This is a genomic window from Limosilactobacillus viscerum (assembly GCF_947387525.1).
Lineage (GTDB): Bacteria > Bacillota > Bacilli > Lactobacillales > Lactobacillaceae > Limosilactobacillus > Limosilactobacillus viscerum.
In genome coordinates this window covers 76,386-97,795 of the sequence record NZ_CANDNW010000002.1, presented here as the reverse complement: position 1 = coordinate 97,795, position 21,410 = coordinate 76,386, and the positions used below count along the sequence as shown (strand labels likewise).

18 protein-coding genes are annotated in these 21,410 nt (G+C 44.9%); 4 read left to right on the top strand and 14 right to left on the bottom strand.

Annotated features, from left to right (window positions below; all coding sequences use genetic code 11):
* Nucleotides 1-34: 34 nt before the first annotated feature.
* The 3 genes from QOS07_RS01175 to QOS07_RS01165 all read right to left on the bottom strand — a co-directional run bounded on the left by QOS07_RS01175 (nucleotide 35) and on the right by QOS07_RS01165 (nucleotide 4,808).
* Nucleotides 35-1,429, bottom strand: coding sequence for a flavocytochrome c (locus QOS07_RS01175; protein WP_283587187.1), 1,395 nt, complete (start codon nucleotides 1,427-1,429; stop codon nucleotides 35-37).
* A 28-nt stretch (nucleotides 1,430-1,457) separates the two neighbouring features.
* On the bottom strand, nucleotides 1,458-2,846 hold the full coding sequence (locus QOS07_RS01170) for a class II fumarate hydratase (protein ID WP_283587186.1): 1,389 nt from the start codon (nucleotides 2,844-2,846) through the stop codon (nucleotides 1,458-1,460).
* Nucleotides 2,847-3,170: 324 nt separating this feature from the next.
* On the bottom strand, nucleotides 3,171-4,808 hold the full coding sequence (locus tag QOS07_RS01165; protein WP_283587185.1) for a malolactic enzyme: 1,638 nt from the start codon (nucleotides 4,806-4,808) through the stop codon (nucleotides 3,171-3,173).
* A gap of 130 nt (nucleotides 4,809-4,938) precedes the next feature.
* On the opposite strand from QOS07_RS01165, the gene QOS07_RS01160 reads away from it, so the two are divergent.
* Nucleotides 4,939-5,820 carry a LysR substrate-binding domain-containing protein gene (locus QOS07_RS01160; RefSeq protein ID WP_283587184.1) on the top strand — a complete coding sequence of 294 codons (882 nt, stop codon included), beginning with the start codon at nucleotides 4,939-4,941 and terminating at the stop codon, nucleotides 5,818-5,820.
* 73 nt (nucleotides 5,821-5,893) lie between these two features.
* Here QOS07_RS01160 and QOS07_RS01155 read toward each other — a convergent pair whose 3' ends face one another.
* From QOS07_RS01155 to QOS07_RS01145, 3 genes are all read right to left on the bottom strand, one after another.
* On the bottom strand, nucleotides 5,894-6,481 hold the full coding sequence (locus tag QOS07_RS01155) for a peptidylprolyl isomerase (protein WP_283587183.1): 588 nt from the start codon (nucleotides 6,479-6,481) through the stop codon (nucleotides 5,894-5,896).
* A gap of 49 nt (nucleotides 6,482-6,530) precedes the next feature.
* Nucleotides 6,531-7,577 carry a zinc-dependent alcohol dehydrogenase family protein gene (locus QOS07_RS01150; RefSeq protein ID WP_283587182.1) on the bottom strand — a complete coding sequence of 349 codons (1,047 nt, stop codon included), beginning with the start codon at nucleotides 7,575-7,577 and terminating at the stop codon, nucleotides 6,531-6,533.
* 68 nt (nucleotides 7,578-7,645) lie between these two features.
* Nucleotides 7,646-9,196 (bottom strand): plasmid pRiA4b ORF-3 family protein, encoded by a 1,551-nt coding sequence (locus QOS07_RS01145; RefSeq protein ID WP_283587181.1) that lies wholly within the window; start codon nucleotides 9,194-9,196, stop codon nucleotides 7,646-7,648.
* 127 nt (nucleotides 9,197-9,323) lie between these two features.
* On the opposite strand from QOS07_RS01145, the gene QOS07_RS01140 reads away from it, so the two are divergent.
* Nucleotides 9,324-10,706, top strand: a complete 1,383-nt coding sequence (locus tag QOS07_RS01140) for a DUF2252 domain-containing protein (RefSeq protein ID WP_283587180.1) — start codon at nucleotides 9,324-9,326, stop codon at nucleotides 10,704-10,706.
* Between the two features lie 75 nt (nucleotides 10,707-10,781).
* Here the strand turns inward: QOS07_RS01140 and QOS07_RS01135 are convergent, their stop codons facing one another.
* The 4 genes from QOS07_RS01135 to QOS07_RS01120 form a co-directional block, all read right to left on the bottom strand.
* Entirely contained in the window at nucleotides 10,782-11,795 is a 1,014-nt protein-coding gene (locus QOS07_RS01135; protein ID WP_283587179.1) for a LacI family DNA-binding transcriptional regulator, read from the bottom strand.
* 90 nt (nucleotides 11,796-11,885) lie between these two features.
* Nucleotides 11,886-12,827: a phosphoglycerate dehydrogenase gene (locus QOS07_RS01130; RefSeq protein WP_283587178.1), complete on the bottom strand. Its 942-nt coding sequence runs from the start codon at nucleotides 12,825-12,827 to the stop codon at nucleotides 11,886-11,888.
* Nucleotides 12,828-12,846: 19 nt separating this feature from the next.
* Nucleotides 12,847-13,614 carry a glucose 1-dehydrogenase gene (locus QOS07_RS01125; protein ID WP_283587177.1) on the bottom strand — a complete coding sequence of 256 codons (768 nt, stop codon included), beginning with the start codon at nucleotides 13,612-13,614 and terminating at the stop codon, nucleotides 12,847-12,849.
* Between the two features lie 14 nt (nucleotides 13,615-13,628).
* On the bottom strand, nucleotides 13,629-14,369 hold the full coding sequence (locus QOS07_RS01120; RefSeq protein WP_283587176.1) for a sugar phosphate isomerase: 741 nt from the start codon (nucleotides 14,367-14,369) through the stop codon (nucleotides 13,629-13,631).
* A 268-nt stretch (nucleotides 14,370-14,637) separates the two neighbouring features.
* On the opposite strand from QOS07_RS01120, the gene QOS07_RS01115 reads away from it, so the two are divergent.
* A complete protein-coding gene (locus QOS07_RS01115) occupies nucleotides 14,638-15,912 on the top strand; it encodes a gluconate:proton symporter (protein ID WP_283587175.1) in 1,275 nt (424 codons plus the stop codon).
* A gap of 71 nt (nucleotides 15,913-15,983) precedes the next feature.
* Here the strand turns inward: QOS07_RS01115 and QOS07_RS01110 are convergent, their stop codons facing one another.
* Complete coding sequence (locus QOS07_RS01110; protein ID WP_283587174.1) at nucleotides 15,984-16,163, bottom strand: hypothetical protein; 180 nt, start codon at nucleotides 16,161-16,163, stop codon at nucleotides 15,984-15,986.
* 107 nt (nucleotides 16,164-16,270) lie between these two features.
* Between QOS07_RS01110 and QOS07_RS01105 the strand changes: the two genes are divergently transcribed.
* On the top strand, nucleotides 16,271-17,308 hold the full coding sequence (locus QOS07_RS01105) for an aldose epimerase family protein (protein ID WP_283587173.1): 1,038 nt from the start codon (nucleotides 16,271-16,273) through the stop codon (nucleotides 17,306-17,308).
* 105 nt (nucleotides 17,309-17,413) lie between these two features.
* Here QOS07_RS01105 and QOS07_RS01100 read toward each other — a convergent pair whose 3' ends face one another.
* From QOS07_RS01100 to QOS07_RS01090, 3 genes are all read right to left on the bottom strand, one after another.
* On the bottom strand, nucleotides 17,414-18,568 hold the full coding sequence (locus QOS07_RS01100; RefSeq protein WP_283587172.1) for an ArgE/DapE family deacylase: 1,155 nt from the start codon (nucleotides 18,566-18,568) through the stop codon (nucleotides 17,414-17,416).
* Nucleotides 18,569-18,588: 20 nt separating this feature from the next.
* A complete protein-coding gene (locus QOS07_RS01095) occupies nucleotides 18,589-19,887 on the bottom strand; it encodes an anaerobic C4-dicarboxylate transporter family protein (protein WP_283587171.1) in 1,299 nt (432 codons plus the stop codon).
* Between the two features lie 164 nt (nucleotides 19,888-20,051).
* Nucleotides 20,052-21,299 carry a D-alanyl-D-alanine carboxypeptidase family protein gene (locus QOS07_RS01090; RefSeq protein WP_283587170.1) on the bottom strand — a complete coding sequence of 416 codons (1,248 nt, stop codon included), beginning with the start codon at nucleotides 21,297-21,299 and terminating at the stop codon, nucleotides 20,052-20,054.
* Between the last annotated feature and the right edge of the window lie 111 nt (nucleotides 21,300-21,410).

Below are 21,410 nucleotides of genomic sequence, written 5' to 3'. Positions count from 1 at the left end.
AGGCCCGTTTGAGCCCCGAATATTAATAATCAGTTTACTTTAGGTTGCGAGCGTACAGGGTAACCTGTTGACCCGCCTGACGACCAAAGACGATCGTCTCGGCAATTGAGTTACCGCCGACCCGGTTGTTACCGTGTAATCCACCGGCAACTTCACCCGCAGCAAAGAGCCCCTTGATAATGTCACCATTACCATCAAGTACCTGCGTCTTTGGCGTAATGTGGATACCACCCATCGTGTAGTGGATAGCAGGGGCAATGTGGATGGCAAAGAAGCCCGGCTTGGTAATTCCCCGGTCCATCCCGGTGGTCCGGTGGAACTCAGTGTCGTCGTGGCTTTCAACCGCCTGGTTCCAAGTATCAACCGTTGCCTTCAATGTGGCTGGATCCATCTTCAGATTCTTAGCCAGGTCTTCAATGGTGTCACCATGAACAACCAGGCCCACCTTGTCGTAGAATTCGATGGCCTTCGCCCGGTCCCGGATTCCCTGGTCAAAGATCAAGTAGGCACTGTGTTCTGGTAATGCCGTGATTGCATTCGAAACAATCTTCCGGGTGTTCAGTTCGTTAATGAACCGTTCCCCGCGGGCGTTTACCAGGATGGCCCCTTCACCACGGACCGCTTCCCCAATCAGGTAAACATGGGGGTTATCTTGCTGAACGGTGGGGTGCACTTGAACCAGGTTCATCTGCATCAGTTCGGCACCAACGTTTTCCGCCAGCTTCAAACCATCACCGGTTGCCCCTGGTTGGTTAGTGGTCTTGTAGTCCTTCAGGTCCGGACGGAAGCGCTCGATGTATTCCTTAGAAGCACCGAAACCACCGGTTGCCAAGATCACGGCCTTAGCGTGAACGGTCTTAGTGAGGTCACCAGATTGAACTTCCACCCCATTGATCCGACCATCCGTGGCCCGTAAGAGCTTAGTCACCTTGGTATTGTTAAACACTGGAATATTTTCCTTAGCAACCACCCCTAGCAGGCTTTGGACAAGGAAACCACCGATTGGTGCCATGCTAGCTGGACGGTGAGTCCGCTTCTTAGACATCCCACCGGTCACCGTGATGTCATCAAGTTTGATGTCATGGTCGGCTAACCAGTCGATTGCGGGAGCGGTGTGGTAAACGAAGTAACCAAGCATGTCCTTGTCGTTTAACCGGCCACCATCCTTATAAGTTTCATGATAGAAGTCAGCAACGTTATCAATGACACCATGCTGTAACTGGACGTTAGTTTCGGCCGCGTTCATTCCAGAAGAGGCCCGGTTGGTGTTACCACCCAGTTCTTCTTCCTTTTCAACAACGGCGACCTTCATCCCCAGTTCATTTGCTTGAATGGCAGCAGCCAGGCCGGTACCACCGGAACCGATGATAACGACATCATAGTTGTTGCCTAACTTGCTAACTGATAATGGTTGAAACTTTTCTGCCATTATTAATTATCTCCTTTTTAATAAGTGACTAGTCCTGACGGTCAGCATTAGTCATCTTGAGCATATCCATCCATTCATCGTACTGTTCTTCAGTCACCTTGCCAGACTTCAATGCGGCTTCCTTCAGCGTGCTGCCCGCCTTATCAGCGGCTTGGGCAATCTTGGCGCTGTCGTGGTAACCAATGTGTGGTGACAGTGCAGTAACCGTCATCAGTGAGTTATCAACTAATTCCGCCATCCGCTTTTCGTTAACGGTCAAGCCCTTAACACAACGGTCGGTGAAACCGGTAATCGTTCCGGCTAACAGGTCAGCTGATTCAAGGAAGGCATCGATCATAACCGGCTTGTAAACGTTCATTTCGAAGTTACCTTGTGATGAAGCCATCGTAACTACAGTATCGTTACCAAATACCCGGATAGCAGCCATCGTTACGGCTTCAGCTTGAGTTGGGTTAACCTTACCAGGCATAATTGAAGAACCAGGTTCGTTGGCAGGAATGTTTAATTCGTCGTAACCGGCACGAGGACCAGAAGCCAAGAACCGAATATCTTGAGCAATTTTGAACATATCAGCAGCCAGGGTCTTCAAAGCACCGTGAACAACATCCAAGCCAGAGTGGTTTGCCAAGCCGTAGAACTTGTTGCTCTTAGCGGTTAGGTTTAAGCCGTAAACAGCAGAAAGCTTTTCAGCGATCTTTTCCGGCATACCTTCAGCAGCGTTCAGACCAGTACCAACAGCAGTACCACCGATAGCCAATTCATTTAATGTTGGTTCCAGCGTCTTGATGTAGTCCAGGTCATGTTCCAGCGCAGCAACGTAACCAGAAACTTCTTGACCAAATGTCAACGGAACAGCATCTTGCAAGTGGGTACGACCAACCTTAACCGTTTCCCAGTACTTGTCTTGCTTGATCTTCAATTCATCGATCAAGTGTTGGACAGCCGGCTTCAACTTGTTGAGTGCTTCCAAGGCAACCACATTCATGGCCGTTGGGAAAGTATCATTGGAACTTTGCCCCTTGTTAACATCGTCATTTGGCAAGATTTCGATGTCTGGGTTAAGTTCATGGGCCTTGTGGGCAACAACTTCATTAGTGTTCATGTTAGTTTGCGTACCAGATCCGGTTTGGTAAACCTTCAATGGGAAGTCCTTACGCAAATCATCATCACTTAATGCAAGTAATTCATCAATTGCCTTAACAATCAAGTTACCCTTTTCATCAGAGATAGCATTGGTTTCCATGTTTGCTTGAGCCGCAGCCTTCTTGATGTTCAGTAATGCACGGATGATTGCCAGTGGCATAAATTGACCAGTTGGGAAATTATTGCGACTACGTTCTGTTTGTGGTCCCCACAGTGCACTAGCAGGAATCTTAACAGGGCCTAGTGTATCTTCTTCTGTCCGGTAATCTGACATAACAAATACCTCCAATGTATTATCATGCAATAACAACTTGTGAAATGCTACACATCATTACATCTTAATACTATCTCACCCCCATAATGATAGTCAAACCTTTAAGATTCTATAAATTTCACTTATAATAACCGGCATAAGTGCCGTTATGATAGCCTTTTCATAAAAACGACGTGATTTTTTCACAAGCCATTTTAAAAGAAAAATGCCCAAGAAAGATAAAAAGTTCATTGAGCATTTACCAAATTACGATTAATATCACAAGGCTAATTGCCATTTTAGATTATTTTGCTTAATAAAAAGGGTAATCGCGTGACTTTTGAATTAATATTTTGCTTCCCAGGTCATTTCTTCAACTACCTTCTTAGCATCAGTAATGCCGGCGCCCGCAAGGCCCTGGTCAATTGCTGACTGTGCAACCGTGATTGCAACTTTCTTAGAAAATTCTGCCAGCTTATCAACTGGTGGCAAGACAGCGGCCCCAGGCTGGTCAGGGTCAACAATTCCGCTAAGGGCGTGAGCGGCAGCGGCAATCATGTTGTCGTTTAATACCTTTGCTTCAGCAGCTAGGGCACCAAAACCAACTCCGGGGTAAATCAGTGCGTTGTTAGCTTGGCCGATAGCATAGTCAACACCATTGTAACTAATAGTTCCTGCAGGAATCCCGGTAGCAACAAGTGCCCGTCCATCGGTCCACTTCAGAAGGTCAGCTGCTTTAGCCTCGGCTAGCTTAGTTGGGTTTGACAGTGGGAAGATTACCGGACGGTCCGTGTGGGCTGCCATCTCCTTTACAACTGCTTCACTAAATGCGCCTGGTTGAGTAGAAGTACCGATCATTACCGTTGGGTGAACGGCCTTAACAACGGATAAGAGGTCAGTTAACTCATCCGCATTAGCAAATTCGGACCGTTGACGAGTAAATGGCTTTTGCTTTGGTGTTAAGCCTTCGGTGTCATCAAAGAGGAGCCCCTGCTTATCAACAAGGTAGAAATGCTTCTTGGCTTCTTCAGGTGTCAAACCTTGCCGAACCAATTCTTCGAAGAGCATCTTAGCAATTCCCATCCCTGCGGTACCAGCACCAAAGGTCAAGAATACCTGGTCGGTTATCCTTTGCTTTGAAATGTTCATTGCGCCCAGCACACCAGCAAGTGAAATAATACCAGTTCCCTGGATATCGTCGTTAAAGGTTAAAATCTTATCCTGGTACTTGTCAAGAATCCGTGCAGCAGTTCCACGACCAAAGTCCTCAAAGTGCAGCATACTCTTTGGGAACAGACCTTCTACTTCGCTGACGAACTTGTCAATAAAGGCAAAGTATTGGTCACCATGGATCCGGTGTTCCCGGTTCCCAAGGTAGTTCGGATCATTGAGTAATTTTTCGTTATCAGTACCAGCATCGATTGAAACGGGGAGAACTTGAGCTGGGTTAATTTCTGCAGCAGCGGTGTATACCATCAGCTTACCAACAGAGATATCAACACCATTGACACCCCAGTCACCAATTCCGAGGATCCCTTCCGCATCAGTAACGACAATCAAACGGATGTCGCGACCGTCAGCCGCATCCGCCAATTCTTCCTTAATATCTTCAGGATGGTTGATATCAAGGTAGGCAGCATCCTGTGGACGGAGGTAACGTTCATCGTATTGTTCAATTGACTCTGCAATTACTGGGTCATAAACAATCGGCATAAATTCAGTAATGTGTTGCTTCATTAAGTAGAAGAAAAGTGTCCGGTTGTTGTTAAAAATTTCCATCAATAAGTGACGCTTTTCAATTCCGGAATTTTTTGATTGGTAAAGGGCGTATGTTTCAGCAGCTTGCTCTTCAATGGTCCGAACATGGCTTGGCAAGAGTCCTAGTAGGCCGAGTTCACGCCGTTCTTTCATCGTAAAAGCAGTTCCCTTGTTCTTAAATGGGTCGTTTAAAATTTGCATTCCCTTACGCATAATAAATGTCACTTTCCTTTTCTTTCTTAATTACTTATCGTCCGTAGTATAAGAGTCAGGAAAATTTATAGTCAAATTTATGTTATGCTATAAATAAAGTTGATGTACTACGCTCAATCATGCATGATTAAAGGGATTAGTTATGAAAATTAAAGATTTAGAATATTACCAAGAATTAGTAAAATATCAAAATTTTTCGCAAGTTGCCAACCACTTCAATGTTAGTCAGCCAACAATTACCATGGCTATCCAGCGGCTAGAAAGTGACTTTGGTGCTTCTTTCTTCATTCGTGACCACGCCCATAAGCAGCTCCATATCACCCCTGCCGGCCAGCAATTTTCCAACCACGTTAATGTAATCCTGAACGAATTAAAGATCGCACAGGAAGAAATCGCTCGGACACAGTCCACCCGGATTCGCTTTGGCCTTCCACCAATTATCGGTAACTACTACTTTCCAGCCCTTACCCCTTCACTGATGCGGGCAGATTTAATGCAGAAACTTGATATTTACGAACACGGTTCAAGGGAATTGCTTAAGATGCTGGAACAGGGCCACCTGGATATTGCCCTGCTTGGCTCACTTGATGCGCTCCAACAAGCACGACTAAAGACCCAGGAATTTGCCCAATATTCTTTTAAGATAATCGTCGGTAATCGCAACCCGTTAGCCCAAAAGAAGGAGGTTCACTTTGCCGACCTCCGTGGCCAACAGTTCATAATGCCGGGAAGTGAATTTTTCCATGAACAGGCATTTAAACAGATGTGTCATCGTGCCCACTTCCGTCCCAAGGTTCTTTTCCGGACGCCGGATATCCATGTCATTAAAGCAATGGTAGCTGAAAACCTGGGCATTTCATTTTTGACCAGCCTGGCAATCGAACCTACGGACCAAGTAATTGCTTTACCAATTACCGATAAAGAGCAGCCTTCGTTCCGACTTTCGCTTGCTACTAGGGAAACTGAAGTGCTGTCCACCGATAAAGAAAAATTGTGGAAAATTCTTTCACAAAAGACATTTTGATTCTAAAGCCACAAGTATTAAAAAAAGGATCCAAAGTCAGGTATTTTGGTCGAACTTTGGATCCTTTTAGTTCTTAATCTTCAATTGTTACTTCATTCATTACGACATCTTTCTTTGGCTTATCCATACCGTTACGGTCAACCTTACTAATTTTCTTAACAACATCCATGCCGTTAATCACTTGGCCAAATACGGTATGACGGTGGTCAAGCCATGGTGTTCCACCATTTTCTTGGTAATGTTTGATTACTTTTTGCGGGTAGCCAACTGCCTTCATCTCTTCAACCATGTTCGCTGGAACATGTTCGTTTGAAACAATGAAGAATTGACTACCATTTGTATTTGGACCGGCATTGGCCATCGACAGCGCACCAGTAAAGTTAAACAGCTGGTCAGAAAATTCGTCCTCAAAGGCCTGACCGAAAATACTCTCGCCGCCACGACCAGTACCGGTGGGATCACCGCCCTGGATCATGAAGTCCGGAATTACCCGGTGGAAGATTACACCATCGTAATAGCCCTTCTTCGCCAACTTAGTAAAGTTTTCTACTGTTTTAGGAGCTTGGTCCGGGAAAAGCTGTACTTCAATGTCCCCAAGGTTAGTCTTGATCGTTGCTTTTGGTCCGGTAACCTTCGCAAGGTCTAATTGTGGATAATCCATTATCATTCCTCATTTCTCATTTGAATAAGTTATATCTTAGCAAAATTTGCTAGTCCTGGCTAATCCGCAATACGCAGGCGCCCTTGATGTTACCGCCCTTTACGTGCCGAAGTGCCTGGTCCGCCTTTTCAAATGGATATTCAGTGACTGCTGGTTCAATGTGCAGGCGGTCAGCCAATGTCAAGAACTCTTCGCCATCCCGGCGGGTATTACTTTCCACACTCGTCAAAACCTTTTCGTGGAAAATAGCATCCTGGTAATTCATCGTTGGAATATCAGACATATGAATCCCAGCTAAGGCAAGAGTTCCACCTGGTGTCAAGCTCTTCAACGCTGGCAAGACCATGTCGCCAACCGGTGCAAACATAATTGATGAATCCAACGGTACTGGTGATGGATCATATGCCCCCTGTGCAGAAGCACAACCCAACTGAAGGGCAAATTTCTGGGCATCCTTACCACGGGTAAAGACATGAACCTCGATCCCCTGGTCAAGGGCAATCTGGGCAGTAATGTGTGCTGAACCACCGAAGCCGTATAGACCAAGGCGACCACCAGCCGGAACATTTGCCCGTTCAAATGCCCGGTAACCGATGATCCCGGCGCAAAGCAGCGGTGCCGCGGTCAAAGAATCAAAACGTTCAGGAATCCGGTAGGCAAATCCTTCAGGAACAGTCACATATTCTGCATAGCCCCCATCATGGTCCCAACCAGTATAAATTGAATGCGGACAAAGGTTTTCATGACCCGACCGACAAAACTTGCAAACACCACAAGCATGACGGAACCACGGAATCCCGATCCGCTCACCTAAACTAAAGCGTTGGGTTTCAGGTCCCTGCGCAACAACCTTCCCCACAATCTCGTGGCCTGGGGTAACGTGTTCCTTATGAACCGGTAAGTCTCCCTCCGTAACATGAAGGTCGGTATGACAAACACCACAGGTCAGCACCCGTACCAAAACTTCACCACGTTTCGGTGTTGGGACCGGCTTTTCAACCAACTTTAGTGGTGCCCGGTCACCATCAATTGGACCCGGCGTAGTTACTTCCCACGCACGCATCGTTTCTGGAATCTTTTCACTTTGTTCAGCCATTCTAACAATTCACTTCCATCTTTATAGTTACCTTCATTGTAACCCTAAGTGGGAACTTGTGAAGGATATCACCTTATCGAATAGGCACGCTGGAGACGGCTGATACCGTTACCCCACTGTTTTTGGTACGTATCCACATCTAGTTGCCGGTTAATCGTTGGGTCATCCTGCGCTGCCTGACGTAATCCGTCCACCCCGCCAATATCTTCAATAATGCCACTGCCAAATCCATTGATCAGGTGAGCGTGACCATCATTTTGCAGGCGGGACTGTTCGGTTTCGCCTACTAGCTCAATGTTAAATTGCCAACTGTCACCAAAGTCATAATTTAAGGTGAACTGACTGCCCACTGGAAATTCGCCTAACCAGTGTTCGCTCAGATCTTCAGCATCACCAAAACCGCTTTCCATCACTGGCAACTGGTAATTAGTTTGGCCGGCTTGCAAATCGAAAAGGTGACTGCCCTGTGCCTTAAAGCTAGCAAGTACCTGCATGCAAAGCTTATCAAGCCGCGTGTCACCACCGACTTCAAACTCACGCCAAATTTTGGGTGAGTAATCAGCCAGCTTGGCCCGCACCTTGATCCGCTGTTTAGCATAGGCACGCGGCGCAACGATTGCCTGTCGCTGATCATTAAGCTGGATCTGTAAATCTTTAACCATCCGCTGGAAGTGGTAATACCGTTGTGGGGAATAACGGTCATCCCCACTTTGAGCTATTGCCTGCCCAAACTGCTCATAGTCCTCATCACTAAATAGCTTTTGCAGACGCATAAAGCGAGCCAACTCGCGAAGAGCTGTTGCGACTTCTTTGAGCTGAGTATCGGAAACATCTTCATCACTATTTTCCCGGTAGTGGAGCAAGTAATAGTATGGCATTGTCAGGTCATCTAGCGGCGAAGCACCATTTACCTCGCAGTATGAGCAATAGTCAGCCGCTACATCTGTATCGCGGTCAATGATCTGATCACTCTTCCCTCGCTGGTCTAACCAGTCATGATAATCAGCTAGGAAGACCTGACTAACCGCTACTGCATTCAGGACATCGTTTAATGATGCCGACTGGTAAAGGTACTTACGATTATTATCATTAATTGTTGGGTGTGCCGGAACATGGTAGTTTTCCATCGTATACCGTTCGAAGGCTGTCATCACTGAGATACTGTTGTCCTGGTCATCTTCCATCCAGGTTTCCTCAGCCAGCTGTAAGGCAATCTCCGTGTTCGTTGGCTCCGCGTCCCAGTTAATCACCTCATTTGGCCCTGTTAGTAGGTTTTGGTAGGTCTTGAGATAGGCAGCTGCGTCCGCTGTAATTCCTACTGTAAATTGAATGTTGTCAAACTGACCGTCACGAACTAGCCGAATCTTGGCGTGGGGTACCGGCAACACCGCCAAGAGGTTAATGAATTCCCGTTTAAATTCGGCAACAAAAGAACGTGAATCCTTAAACCGTTGTGGGTGGCGGATAATTACCGGCAGTGCAAAACGATTATTCATGATAATCACAAAATCCCCGGTTACTCGTACTGACCATGTCAGGCTATCATTTAGCTCACCGCTTAGTGGTTGTGGATTGACATGGAGGCCTTGCGCCGTAGATTGTTCAACAGCAATAATCACCCTCAACAACTCCTTTAATGGTTTCAATTTCATTGTGACAGATTAGCTAGCTGAAGACAAACTTTGTTTACAAACTTTAGCGAAACGCTAAAATAAATAGTATCAAGACATTAAAGGACGGCACAGTATGAGTGATCTTAAGCTAGATATTTTTGATTTAAAACGTCTTCAGTTCCACCAAAGTAAAAAGGAGCTGGAGGCAACCGGGAAACAGCGCCAGCATGAGACAAGCAGTCAGCAATTATCGACCTTTGTCCCCGTTGACCGTGATCCAGTAGCGGCAATTAAAATGACTGAATCGAAAATGATCCCGGAATTGCTGCCAATGCGTCACCAACGGATGCTAGCTAACCGTTTCTCCTTTTTCCGGGGAACCGCGGAACTGATGGAACGCGACCTCAAGCAGCAGGCTCAGAGTAACATCCCCGTGGTCATCAGTGGTGATGCCCACGTTAATAACTTTGGTTTCTACGCTTCACCGGAACGGCAACTGCTATTTGGCCTTAACGATTTCGATGAATCACGGATCGGCAACTGGGAAAGTGACCTTAAACGCCTGCTGGTCAGTGCCGAATTAGCCGGCGAGGAGAATGGGTTTCCTAAGGACCAGTTAAAGGAACTCCTTAAGCTCGCTACTAAGACTTACCGCCACGCCATTAAGCGGGCCAACCGGATGACTTTATCAGAAGTCTTCTACTTCTCCTTTGAAATTAATGACATGATTGACACCATTAATTCGCTAGGTGATGGTAATGACCAGATGAATTACCGTCTGCAAAAAATTATGAAGAAGAGCCAGCACAGCAACTCGGAACAAATCGTTCAAAAGATGGGAACCACTAATGAAAATGGTGAGTTAATTTTCAAAGATAATCCGCCACGGGCAAAGCACCTAGGCCCACTACTTTACCAGCAACTCGTTGCGGGATATAACTTCTACCGGCAAAACGCCCGTGAAGATGTTCGGGTACTGCTCGCCAACTTCCACATTTCTGACATCATTCGCTACAGCGTTGGTGTCGGCAGTTTTGGGACCCGTTGCTACCTCATTCTGTTAACCGGAATTGACGGTAGCCACCTGGTTCTCCAAGTCAAGGAGGCACTTCCGTTACGTTACAACCTGCTCAATCTCGAGGTCCAGCAGGCAATTCAAAATGGGATTATGGCTGGCCGCCGGATTGTAACTGCCCAGCGGGTTCTCCAGTCTAGTTCAGACCCCTTCTTAGCTAGTACCCGTTTCGGTGGACGGAGCTACTATGTTCGCCAGTTCCGCGACATGAAAGAATCAGTTAACGTGGCTAAGCTTGATTTTGACAGTTTCCAACTCTACGTTCAGGTTTGTGCTCTCTTACTGGCAATGGCCCATTCACAGAGCCCAACTTCACCAATGATCCGTGGCTACCTCAAGCACCAAAAGGCACTTGATGAGGGGCTGGCAGACTGGTCTTTAAAGTACGTCGACCAGGTTACGAAGGACTACAATGCGTTTAAGAAGGCCGTCGAAAATTAAGCTTTTTCAAATATAAGAAACCGCCAAATTAGTGATTGTTTTGTAATACACTAATTTGGCGGTTTTTATATGCTTCTATTTTCCGCTCTTTAAGGAATGCCGAACCATGAAAGATGAATCAATCATGGTAGTAGCAGGAATCACCTTACCGTTTAACTGGTCAAGAAGTAACTCGGCAGCCGTCTTCCCCATTAACTTAGGATCCTGCTGGATTGTTGTAATTTGTGGTGACATTAATTTAGCCCAGTCCCAGTCATCAAAAGCAACAATTCCTACCTGCTCTGGAACCCTAATTGAGTACTCAATTAGGGTATTCATCAGCCTAGTCAGCAATGTTCCCTTCAATGCATAAATGACGGTGTGACTGGTTAAGCAACCATTAACCAACGCCAGCTTTTCATAGAGCTTACTTGAGGTCACCTCCGCTGGTACCTCAACAAGCTGTACCGTCAGGCCATTTTCTTTTCCCGAATCAATGACTCCCTGGTAACGTTCCTGCCGTGCCGAATTAGCATGGACGTCTTCAGTCAAGACAACTACCTGCTGGTATCCTTGACGGGCAACGTAATCACTCAGCATTTTCGAATAGGTGTAGTTGTCTGTAAAGACCCCGGGCCATTTTTGCGGTGTTAATCTCCGGTCAACAATGATCGGCTGAATTCCAGCGTCTTCGAGAAAGTCATAATCACTAGTATTTTGTGAAACTGGCTGTAGGATCAATCCATCAATTCGCAGATTAATTAGCCGTTCGAGTTGTTTTCGTTCCAACGCTAACGAATTATTTGAATTCATCAGCATGATCGAGTAACCTGCCACCTCTAAGACTTGGTCAGCGCCCTTAAATAAAATAGAAGAAAAAATATTTTCAATATCTGCAACAACCAACCCAATTAAGTGGGAGTGATGCTGTGTAAGGGCCTTGGCCTGGGAATTAACGCGGTAGCCTGTGCTGGATATTACCCGGGAAATTTTTTCTCGAGTACTGTCGCTCATCCGTTCATAGTGCCCATTTAGGTAACGGGAAACAGTCGTCTTCGAAACACCAGCCTTCGCTGCAACGTCATTGATAGTGGTATACTGCTTTTTCATTTTCGACAATCCTTTATGCGATATCAATTTAATTATTAACAAAGCCCCACCAAAATTGCAAGCAATTGGTGAGGCTCCGAATTAACGTCATTATTTCAGCTGGTTAACATTCCACTTTGGCTTTTCACCATTGAGTACCCGAACTACTTCGCTTGCTGCATCGGTTGCCATCCGGTTCATACACTCAGTAGTATTCGATGCAATATGCGGTGTTAGAAGTACATTTGGCGTAGAGAACCATGGATCATCTTTTGGTAGTGGTTCCTCATCAAAGACGTCGACGAAGCCATGGGCGATTTCGCCATTTCTCAATGCCGCCTGCATTGCCTGCTGGTCAACTAGTGCGGCCCGGCCGAAGTTAATTAGCGTGGCAGTTGGCTTCATCATCTTGAATTCTTTTTCTCCAATACTATGTGTAGTTTCAGGGGTCACTAGCATATGAAGAGTAACGATATCTGCAGTCTTCAATAAAGTATCACGATCCACGAGTTCGGCATTGCCATCCCCCTTAGCAAAGGGATCGTAGGCGATAACATGCATGTCAAGAGCACTTGCCTTAGCAGCAACCATCCGTCCAATTCGACCGTAACCCATAATTCCAAGTGTCTTACCGGCAAGGTCAAATCCCTTGTGGTTGCCAGCCCAGCCCCATTCGCCAGCCTTCATGTGGTTAATATCCGCAGTAAGGTTTGCCGAGATATTAAACATTGCGGCCAGGGTGGTTTCAGCAACAGTAGCAGCGTTGGCAGTTGGCGTAATTGTTACCCAAACGCCGTGGTCCCCAAAGAAATCTTGGTCAACGTTATCGTAGCCGACACCATGCCGGGCAATTACCTTTAGATTTGGCATCTTTTCAATCATTTCGTTAGGAAACGGGTCCGTCATTAAAACGATCCCGTCCGCGTCAGTTGCCTCTTTAGCTAGCGTCGCCGCTTTTTGGTCAGCGGTTTCAATTAATTCGAAGCCATGGTCAGTTAAATAATCTTTTCCTGCCTGTGAAAGGTATGCCGGAACTGCAACTTTTTGTGTCATTTTCTATTTTCTCCTTAAATTAACGTAATAAGTAGCCACCATCAACTGGGATCGTAGTGCCGGTGATGTAATCAGATGCCGGTGACGCTAAGAAGACCGCAACCCCCATTAATTCAGATGGGTCTGCCCAGTGACCTGCCGGAATGTGTTCAAGGATTTCTTTGCTCCGAACTGGGTCATTTTGAAGAGCTTTAGTCATCGGTGTATTGATGTAACCCGGAGCAATTGCATTAACTTGGATATTATCTGGTGCTAATGCATCAGCATATGCCTTGGTCAACCCTACAATTCCATGCTTGCTTGCAGTATATGGAAAGATAAATTTACCAGCCCGAAATGACTGCATTGATCCAATATTGATAATCTTACCGCCACCATTTTCAGCCATTGATTTTGCAACAGCATGGGATAAGAAGTAAACCGCGTTAAGGTTAAGGTTGATGACCTTCCGCCAGTCTTCGTCTTTAAATTCTTGCCACTTGTTCCGCAACTGCATCCCCGCATTGTTTACCAGAATATCAATCTTGCCAAAGCGGTCGATCGTTGCATTAACAATATTGTCCGGAGCATCCGCTGCTGTGACATCTTGAATAAAGAAATCAACGGTAGCATTGTTTTCCTCCGCAAAGTTCTTTAATTCATCAAAGCCCTTATCAGAACGGGCAACTACCATTACCTGTGCCCCTACTTTTAACATTGCTTTACTATAATATTCGCCAAGTCCTGAGGCACCACCGGTAATGATGGCGACCTTGTTTTTTAAGCTGAATGAGTTAATATCAAACATTTTTCATCGTCTCCTTAAATCACAAAATTGTTAAGGACATTGAGATCGTTTTTGAGTTCATCAATCGTTGCTGGGTATTCCAAAGCAACTGGTAAATGAGCCGCAAATTGTTTTAATAACTTTTGCCAATCCAACTGGCTATCTACAAAGCTAGTCGTGTTAATCCCGTTGTCCGTCTCATAGCCTTTCAAGTGAACATACCGGGTATAAGGAAGTAATTGCCGAGTTGCATCTTGCTCATCTTGCTTTGTATATACCCAGTTTCCGAGGTCATTTACAAAACCGATCTGAACGTTGTTCTCATTTGCCACCCGGAAGAAGTCAACTAGTCTACTAATTTTTGCATTTGCCAGTGACTGGTCATTTTCCAAATTCAACTGCATAGAATCTGGAAGCAGCCTATTCAGGCGTTGTAGTTCATTAATGTTATGGCCGTCAAAGTTACCAAGCGTCATCTTCAAATAATTTGCCCCCATTAACCGCGCTTCCGCAATAAATTGAAGCAACTCAATGTTCAAATGACCGTCGACAAATAAATTCTCGGGGATCGAATAGAAGTAAACTAACCGGTACTTTAATTTGAGTGCTGCTAGCTCCTCTAATTCAGCAAAGTTACCGTTGAAGTATTCGCGTCGAAGTTCAAAATTTCGGTACCCTAGCGGAAGTAAATGCTTAATTATTGCTAACTGTGACGTCCCTTCTTCGTGTGCTCGTTGAGCAACAAGTGTATTAATAACAATTCTTGATTGGTTCATGCCAATTGCCTCCTTGTGTAATCAGTTCCTTACAATTTGGTTTACCGGTTTCCTTAATTGAACAACTACAGGTTAAAACGCTTTCAGCAAAAAGTCAATGGCAAAATTATTAATAACGGTTTTCTACATTAAAGAGAATTATATCGCTTGATATTAAAGCAAGAAAGCGGTTGACATTTAAGAATGGCAATTGTATCATGTAATCGATTTCACAAGGTTTACCGCTACACCAAGAATTGAACAATTCATTAATTTTGAGGTGTGCGAAATGATTAATATAATTACCGGATTATTACTACTATTAACTTTTATTGGCCTAGTAATCTACGTCATGAAGGGCGGAAACATAATGATCGGCTTCTTCGTAATGACAATTTTGTGGATTGCAATCGGGCGGATTCCAATTAACACCGCTGTTAACCAATTGATTTCAGCACCAGCGCTTAAATACGGTTCCACAATCATGGTAATCATTTTCGGTTCCTGGTTTGGTCGTGTACTTGTTGATACCGGAATTGCCAGTGATATCAGCCGGCAGGCAGTTAAAGTTTCCTACCGTCACCCTGTGCTTGCTGCGATTTTAGTTTGCTTAATTACTGCTTTTATTTTTACTAGTGCTTATGGTGTCGGTGCGGTAATCGCAATTGCCGTAATTCTCTTACCAATTTTGACCTCACTTGGCTTAAAGAAAAATGTAGCTGTTACTGCATTCGTAATGGCAATTGGTGCACCGATGTACGTCAACATCGTTATTGTTAAGCAAATTCAGCTTTTCTTCCCCAATGTTGTTTATGGTCCTAAATATTTAGCCTACGCATTTGCCGCAATGGGGATCCAACTCATTGTTGTCATCCTGTTTATCCTTTTACACGCGAAGAACATTCATAAGAATGACCACCCTGCAGAAAACAAGCAAAGCGATGCACCAAAGATCAATAAGCTAACCTACATTTTGCCAATTCTTCCAGTACTGATGAACATTCTCTTCAAGTGGGAACCAGTTCCTGGCTTAATGCTCGCAATTATTTTGGCCCTCTTACTAACTGGTAAGCTTAACCATGGTTACAAGAAGATGCTTGCCTTTGTTAATGACACAATTCAAAAGTCAATTTCAGACATTGCAACTTTGATCATCATGTTACTGTTCTTAGCAATGTTTAGTGCGGTTGCGGTCAAGGTTACCGCTAACTTTAACGATATCCTAACTGCAATTGTTCCAACCAACCCGTGGGTCCTGGCAATTGCTTTCGGAATCCTATCACCATTAGCACTATTCCGTGGTCCTTTGATGGTATGGGGTGCGGGATCAGCAACTGCTGCTGTGCTGGCCGCTACCGGTTTCTTCAACCAATACTTTGCCTTTGCAATGATTATCGTGCCGTCAGTTTCGATGGCGGTCTCAACTTGTATTACCCAGTCATGGAACTTATGGGTTGTCCAAGACCAAAAGCTCCCCGTTAAGACCTTCTTAAAGACTGGGGTTCCATTCGGTTGGATTACCTGTATCCTCAATTGCCTACTAGCCGCAATTATGTTTGGCTAAAAATAAAATGGCAGATAACTAGTATTTCGCTAAAACGAAAACTGGTTATCTGCCATTTTTAGTCTATTAATTTAATTTTGCTCTTTTTTGTGACCCTTATCATCGCCGTAACGATTTTGTTCAGCAATCATGCTACTCTTATGCTTGTGGTTATGAATAAACTTATCCTCCGCCGCAAAGAGCATCAAGAAGTCGATGAAGTTCTTGTTAAAACTCTTTTTGAAGCGGGGCCACCAGTCTTTCTTAGCCATCGCCATCCCCCTTTTCTTATATTTTACCGCAGCTTGTTCAATATTAGGCAAACTGTGGTAAAATATTAACTAAACGTTAAGCGCTTTCTTAAGGAGGAATTCGTTTCATGGAAATCTCAAAAGTTCCATTTGGTAAATTTAATGACCAAGCAGTGACAAAGTATGTTTTAACTAATGACAATGGTGTTCAGGCCGGTATCTTAAACTTTGCTGGCCTCCTTCAATCATTTAAGGTTCCAACCAAGGATGGTGGCAAGGCTGACATGATCCTTACTTCCGAAAACCTGGATGAGTTTACTGGCAACGGCTTTTGCACTAACCGTCTAATCGGACGGGTTGCTGGCCGGATTGCCGATGGTGAATTCAAGATTGATGGCCAAGAATACCATGTTGACCAAAATGAAGGCAAGAATACCCTTCACGGTGGTAAAAATGGTTTCTACAGTCACGTTTGGCATGTCGATGACACAAAGTTAACTGACGATGCTGTTTCAATCACCCTCAGCTTAACCTTGACCGAGGAAATGGATACCTTCCCTGGTAAGATGCACGTTAAGGCAACCTACACACTGGACAACGATGATAACTTAAGTTTGAAGTTTAGTGCTACCAGCGATGCCAACACTCTGTTTAACCCAACTAACCACACCTACTGGAACTTGTCTAAGGCATCCGCAGCCACGGTTGATGACCTCAAGCTCTACGTTAACTCCAAGAACCACTTGGCAGTTGACGATGGCAAGATTCCAACTGGTGAAAAGGTTGCTAACGCAGGCACGCCATTTGACTTCTCTAAGCCAACTAAGCTGTCTGACGCCCTGAAGCAAATGGCATCAACTAAGGAAAATGGTTTTGATGACATCTGGGAAGTTGAACCAAGCCTAGACAAGCCAGTCGCTACCCTGGAAGATCCAGAAAGTGGCCGGAAGATGACCCTGTACTCAGACCGGAATGGTTTAGTTATGTACACGATGAATTCTGATGACCCAACTGTATACAACCACGGTGAAGTTCACCCACACAATGGGATTGCAATGGAAGCCCAGACCTTGTCTGACACTCCACACCACCCAGAATTCGGTAACATTGACCTCCACCCTGGTGAAGAAAAAGAATACACCATTAAGTGGCATGTTGAATATTAAATTTAACCAAAAATGGGCTGCGGCAAAGTCAATTGTCGCAACCCATTTTTAGTTTTAAATATTACAAAGATATCGTGTCAACTTTCCTACCGCTACAGGTTTAGCCTACTTCAAATATTCCTTGGCAATCTGGTCAAACATGTCGATAAATTCATAGTAAGTAGTTAGGCTAACCCATTCATTAATGGCGTGAGCAGTCTTGTTTCCAGGGCCAAGGACCGCCATGCTAAAGTGGTCATTCCCCTTGCTCAATTCAGAAGCGTCGGTCCCAAATGCAACCCCCTGGACCTTTACGGGCCGCTTAAGTGTCTTTTCGGCAATTGGGTGGAGCTTCTTGATAAAGTCAGCATCTGGATCAGTGACCACTGGGATCTTATCCCCGAGAACGGTCAATGATAGCTTTGCATGATCCTCTTCATTAACTTTCTTGATGATCTTCTTTAAGTGGTCCCAAATCTCCTGGTTGCTGATTTCAGGAATTGTCCGAACCTTCGCAAACAACTCAGCATAGTCGGGAACTGAGTTTAATTGGTGTCCACCATCAATCTTAGTTACTACTGGAATCGTCTTTCCAAGGTATTTGTTTTCAGCCTGGTCAAAGGTCTTAAAGTACTCATCTTGCAAGTTATAAAAGTGAACTAGTGGTGCAATGGCATTATAGCCAAGTTGCGGCATTGAGCTATGGGCAGTCTTTCCGATCGAGGAAATCTTATAAGTAATTGAACCCTTATGCGCAAAGTCAAGCTGGGAATCAGATGGTTCAGCAATGATAATCGCGTCAACATCACCAATCAGGCCCTTCTTAACCAATGTTTGGGCACCTTGCATGTGGTTGTGCTGACTGGATTCTTCTGCGACCGTTGCAATAAACTCCAGTGTACCGTTCAATTCGACTCCTTCATCGGCTAATTCCATTAGTGATAAGGCCTCGGCAGCAAGTCCCGCCTTCATATCAGTGGTTCCACGGCCGTAGATCTTGTCACCGACAACTTCTCCGCCCAACGGATCGTGGTCCCACTCGTCACGCTCACCAAGAGCAACCGTATCCTGGTGACCTTCAAAGGCGAGTGTTGGACCGTTGCCATTCCCTAACTTAGCAATAACGTCATGCCGTCCAGGTTCCACTTCAACTAGTTGGACCTGAATATTGTGCTTTTCCAGTGCATCCTTCAAGAACTGGGTAACCTTTTCTTCGTGTCCACCGGCGGAATCGATACTAATTAATTGCTTTAAGAAATCTAACTTTGCTTGTTGATCCATAATTTATTGCTTCCTTCCTACTAAATCCGTGCAAACAGGGAACCGACAATAAACGACGTTACCATCGCAATCAGTCCTGGAATTAAGAAACTATACCGCTTCGTGCTCCCGGTTTTATCAATTTCTTCTGCAAAGAGAATTGTAGGAATTGCCGGAATCCCAAAGTTGAAGTTAACTGCCTGAACAACCGCAACCAAGAACAGTGGTGAAATTCCTAAGCTGAGGGCCACAGGGAAAATAATTGCCGAAGTGGCTGCCTGAGAAATACACAGCATTGCGACCAGCATGATCACTGGCACAATAATCCAGTTGGCAGTGGTAGCAAGGTTGCCAACCAGCCCCTTCACTAACTTGATATTTTGCGGGTTAGAGAACAGGGTTCCACCGAGCCAGCCGGGACCCATTACGATTAGGGCCGCACCAAAGGCTGACCGGGCGATCTTACTTAAGAAAACTTGATGGTAGTCAATCTTTGAGATAATCAAATTTAGCGATGCAGAAGCGAACATGAAGAGGATGACAATTTCATCCATTGTCAGTCGAACGGTCTTGCCCTTTACGTCAAAACTCGGCCCTATTTGGGGAAAGATCCCGAGTAAGAGGATGGAGAGAATACCGAGCAGGAAAATTACAACCGAGAGCTTGGTGACTGTTGAAAAATCACTTGCCTGCTTTTCCGTAATGGACTTAGCATTCTTATCAACCTTACTCATAAACTCGGCATCACTGCTCTTAAAGTGCCATAGCGTCATAACAACACTCAATACAAGAATACTGATAATTGCAGTTGGTAAAACAATTGATAAGTAGTGGTGAAGAGTGACGCCGTGTGCACCTAATAGGGTAATGATAAATGCGGTCGAAGCAGCTGCTGGACTACAAAGAAGAGCAAACTGCGCAGCATGAATACTTGCAACTAACGGCCGTTGTGGACGAATTTTAGCTTCATTGGCGGTCTCAGCAATCACTGGTTCAAGTGAAAGGGTAATATTACTGGTACCAATCCCAAAAACAAAGATAAAAATAATCAACGGTGAAAGAAAGGTAACCAGGTGGGGCCAGCGACGAATTAGACGTTCAGCCAGATAAACCAAGTATTCCAGGCCCCCAGTTACCTCCAGGACACCACCAGCAACCGCGATTGACAAAATAATGAGGACCGCGTTAACTGGGATTTGCCCCGGTTGAACTTTAAAAACAAATGCCATGATCAAGACACCGAGGATGGCAAGAACAGAGCCACCGAGCGCTCGACCAATATGAAGCCCATACACAATCAGGAGCACCATTATCAGGAGTTCCAGCAAAAAATTAACCATATTGCGTCCGCCTCTTTATTAAAATTCTAATTAATTTCTAATTTAATTTTAATAATAGCACCATGGAATGGTTGTTTAAAGTGGATTTACTATTAAAATTAAAAAAGTCTTGTGTCATCACTAACAGTCATTAGGATGATGACACAAGACTTAATTTTATTAGGTTAGAACAATGTCTTTTGAATGGTCTTTGTTGACTGAACTGGAATTTTCATCGTTGGCATTCCTGCCGGGTGGATATTGATCCAGCCTACCTTTTCACCCTTCTTAAGCGGTGCTTCCAGCTGTCCGGTCATTGACTTGTGTTGGTGGTCAAGCTGGAAACTAGGCTTTGCCTGCTGCCAGTTGGTGTTCTTCGGCAACCAGACTGCTGTCGGTGCGGTCAGCTTGACGCCAGTTGAATGCTGCTTTTTGGCATGAACAACGTGGTATGTCCGTAAATTCTTCGGCAATGCCTTGATACTAGTTAATGGAACCACCTGGTAACCATTTGAGAGTGCCTCATAGAACTCCTTTTGCATCTTCGACTGGTCGTTCCAGTCGCCCTTAGTATGCAGTGCAACAACGATTACCCGGCGACCATTGTAAGTACCAGTTGAAACGATGCACTTGCCCGCCTCATCGGTGTTCCCTGTCTTAAGGCCGTCAACATTCCAATCCTTTGGGGCGGCACCATTTTGTGGCAACAGTGAATTGATGTTGACCATGTGCTCCTTCTGGTTCTTGCTGACATCAAAGTCGGCAAACTTGGTCGAAGTAATCTTTAAGGTTTCTGGGTACTTGGCAATCACGTACTTTGAAATTAAAGCGAGGTCACGGGCGGAAAAGAGGTTTTCGGCATCCTTATCAACACCCTTCAACGAGTGAACGCCCATGAAGCTATTGGGTAGCCCAACCATGTTGTAAATTTTGGCGTCAGTTACCCCGGCTTTTCTTACTAACTGTTGCATTTTCTTATTAAAAGCAGCGGTACTGCCGGCATCAGCTAATGCCAAGGCTTCGGTACTGCCATCCGCTGAAACTAGCATCATTGAGTCTACTAATTGCTTGACGGTATACTTTTCGCCAGCATTTAACTGAACGTTAGAGCAGCGAGGATCATTGGCCATCTGAGCAACGTCCGGGCTAATTGTAATCTTTTGGTTCCAGCTAAGCTTGTGGTCACGAATATCTTGTTCAATCACCGCTAGGGTAACGATTTTGGTAACCGAGGCAATTGGGTAAGTCTTCTTCGCATTCTTTTCATATAAAACCTGGCCACTGTCAGCATCAATTGCGTACGCTGAACGTGCCTTCATTTGGTAGAAAGAATTGCTATCAGCCTTAACTAGTCCCCCCAGACCAAGCAAGCTCATATTCAAACTAAGTATTAACAGTAAACATTTAATAATGAAGCTCTTTACTTTTTTCATACTCTTTCAGTTAATTACTCCTTTTGTTATACCCAACTATCATAGCGGAAAAAGCAGCGTTTGAACATAACGATTTGTTAACAAATTTAGAATTCAAAGGCTTGGTTAAGT

Coding starts and splice junctions, on each gene's coding strand:
- QOS07_RS01175 (WP_283587187.1), bottom strand. CDS start 1,429: ATGGCAGAAAAGTTTCAACCATTATCAGTTAGCAAGTTAGGCAACAAC.
- QOS07_RS01170 (WP_283587186.1), bottom strand. CDS start 2,846: ATGTCAGATTACCGGACAGAAGAAGATACACTAGGCCCTGTTAAGATT.
- QOS07_RS01160 (WP_283587184.1), top strand. CDS start 4,939: ATGAAAATTAAAGATTTAGAATATTACCAAGAATTAGTAAAATATCAA.
- QOS07_RS01155 (WP_283587183.1), bottom strand. CDS start 6,481: ATGGATTATCCACAATTAGACCTTGCGAAGGTTACCGGACCAAAAGCA.
- QOS07_RS01150 (WP_283587182.1), bottom strand. CDS start 7,577: ATGGCTGAACAAAGTGAAAAGATTCCAGAAACGATGCGTGCGTGGGAA.
- QOS07_RS01140 (WP_283587180.1), top strand. CDS start 9,324: ATGAGTGATCTTAAGCTAGATATTTTTGATTTAAAACGTCTTCAGTTC.
- QOS07_RS01135 (WP_283587179.1), bottom strand. CDS start 11,795: ATGAAAAAGCAGTATACCACTATCAATGACGTTGCAGCGAAGGCTGGT.
- QOS07_RS01130 (WP_283587178.1), bottom strand. CDS start 12,827: ATGACACAAAAAGTTGCAGTTCCGGCATACCTTTCACAGGCAGGAAAA.
- QOS07_RS01125 (WP_283587177.1), bottom strand. CDS start 13,614: ATGTTTGATATTAACTCATTCAGCTTAAAAAACAAGGTCGCCATCATT.
- QOS07_RS01120 (WP_283587176.1), bottom strand. CDS start 14,369: ATGAACCAATCAAGAATTGTTATTAATACACTTGTTGCTCAACGAGCA.
- QOS07_RS01115 (WP_283587175.1), top strand. CDS start 14,638: ATGATTAATATAATTACCGGATTATTACTACTATTAACTTTTATTGGC.
- QOS07_RS01110 (WP_283587174.1), bottom strand. CDS start 16,163: ATGGCTAAGAAAGACTGGTGGCCCCGCTTCAAAAAGAGTTTTAACAAG.
- QOS07_RS01105 (WP_283587173.1), top strand. CDS start 16,271: ATGGAAATCTCAAAAGTTCCATTTGGTAAATTTAATGACCAAGCAGTG.
- QOS07_RS01100 (WP_283587172.1), bottom strand. CDS start 18,568: ATGGATCAACAAGCAAAGTTAGATTTCTTAAAGCAATTAATTAGTATC.
- QOS07_RS01095 (WP_283587171.1), bottom strand. CDS start 19,887: ATGGTTAATTTTTTGCTGGAACTCCTGATAATGGTGCTCCTGATTGTG.
- QOS07_RS01090 (WP_283587170.1), bottom strand. CDS start 21,299: ATGAAAAAAGTAAAGAGCTTCATTATTAAATGTTTACTGTTAATACTT.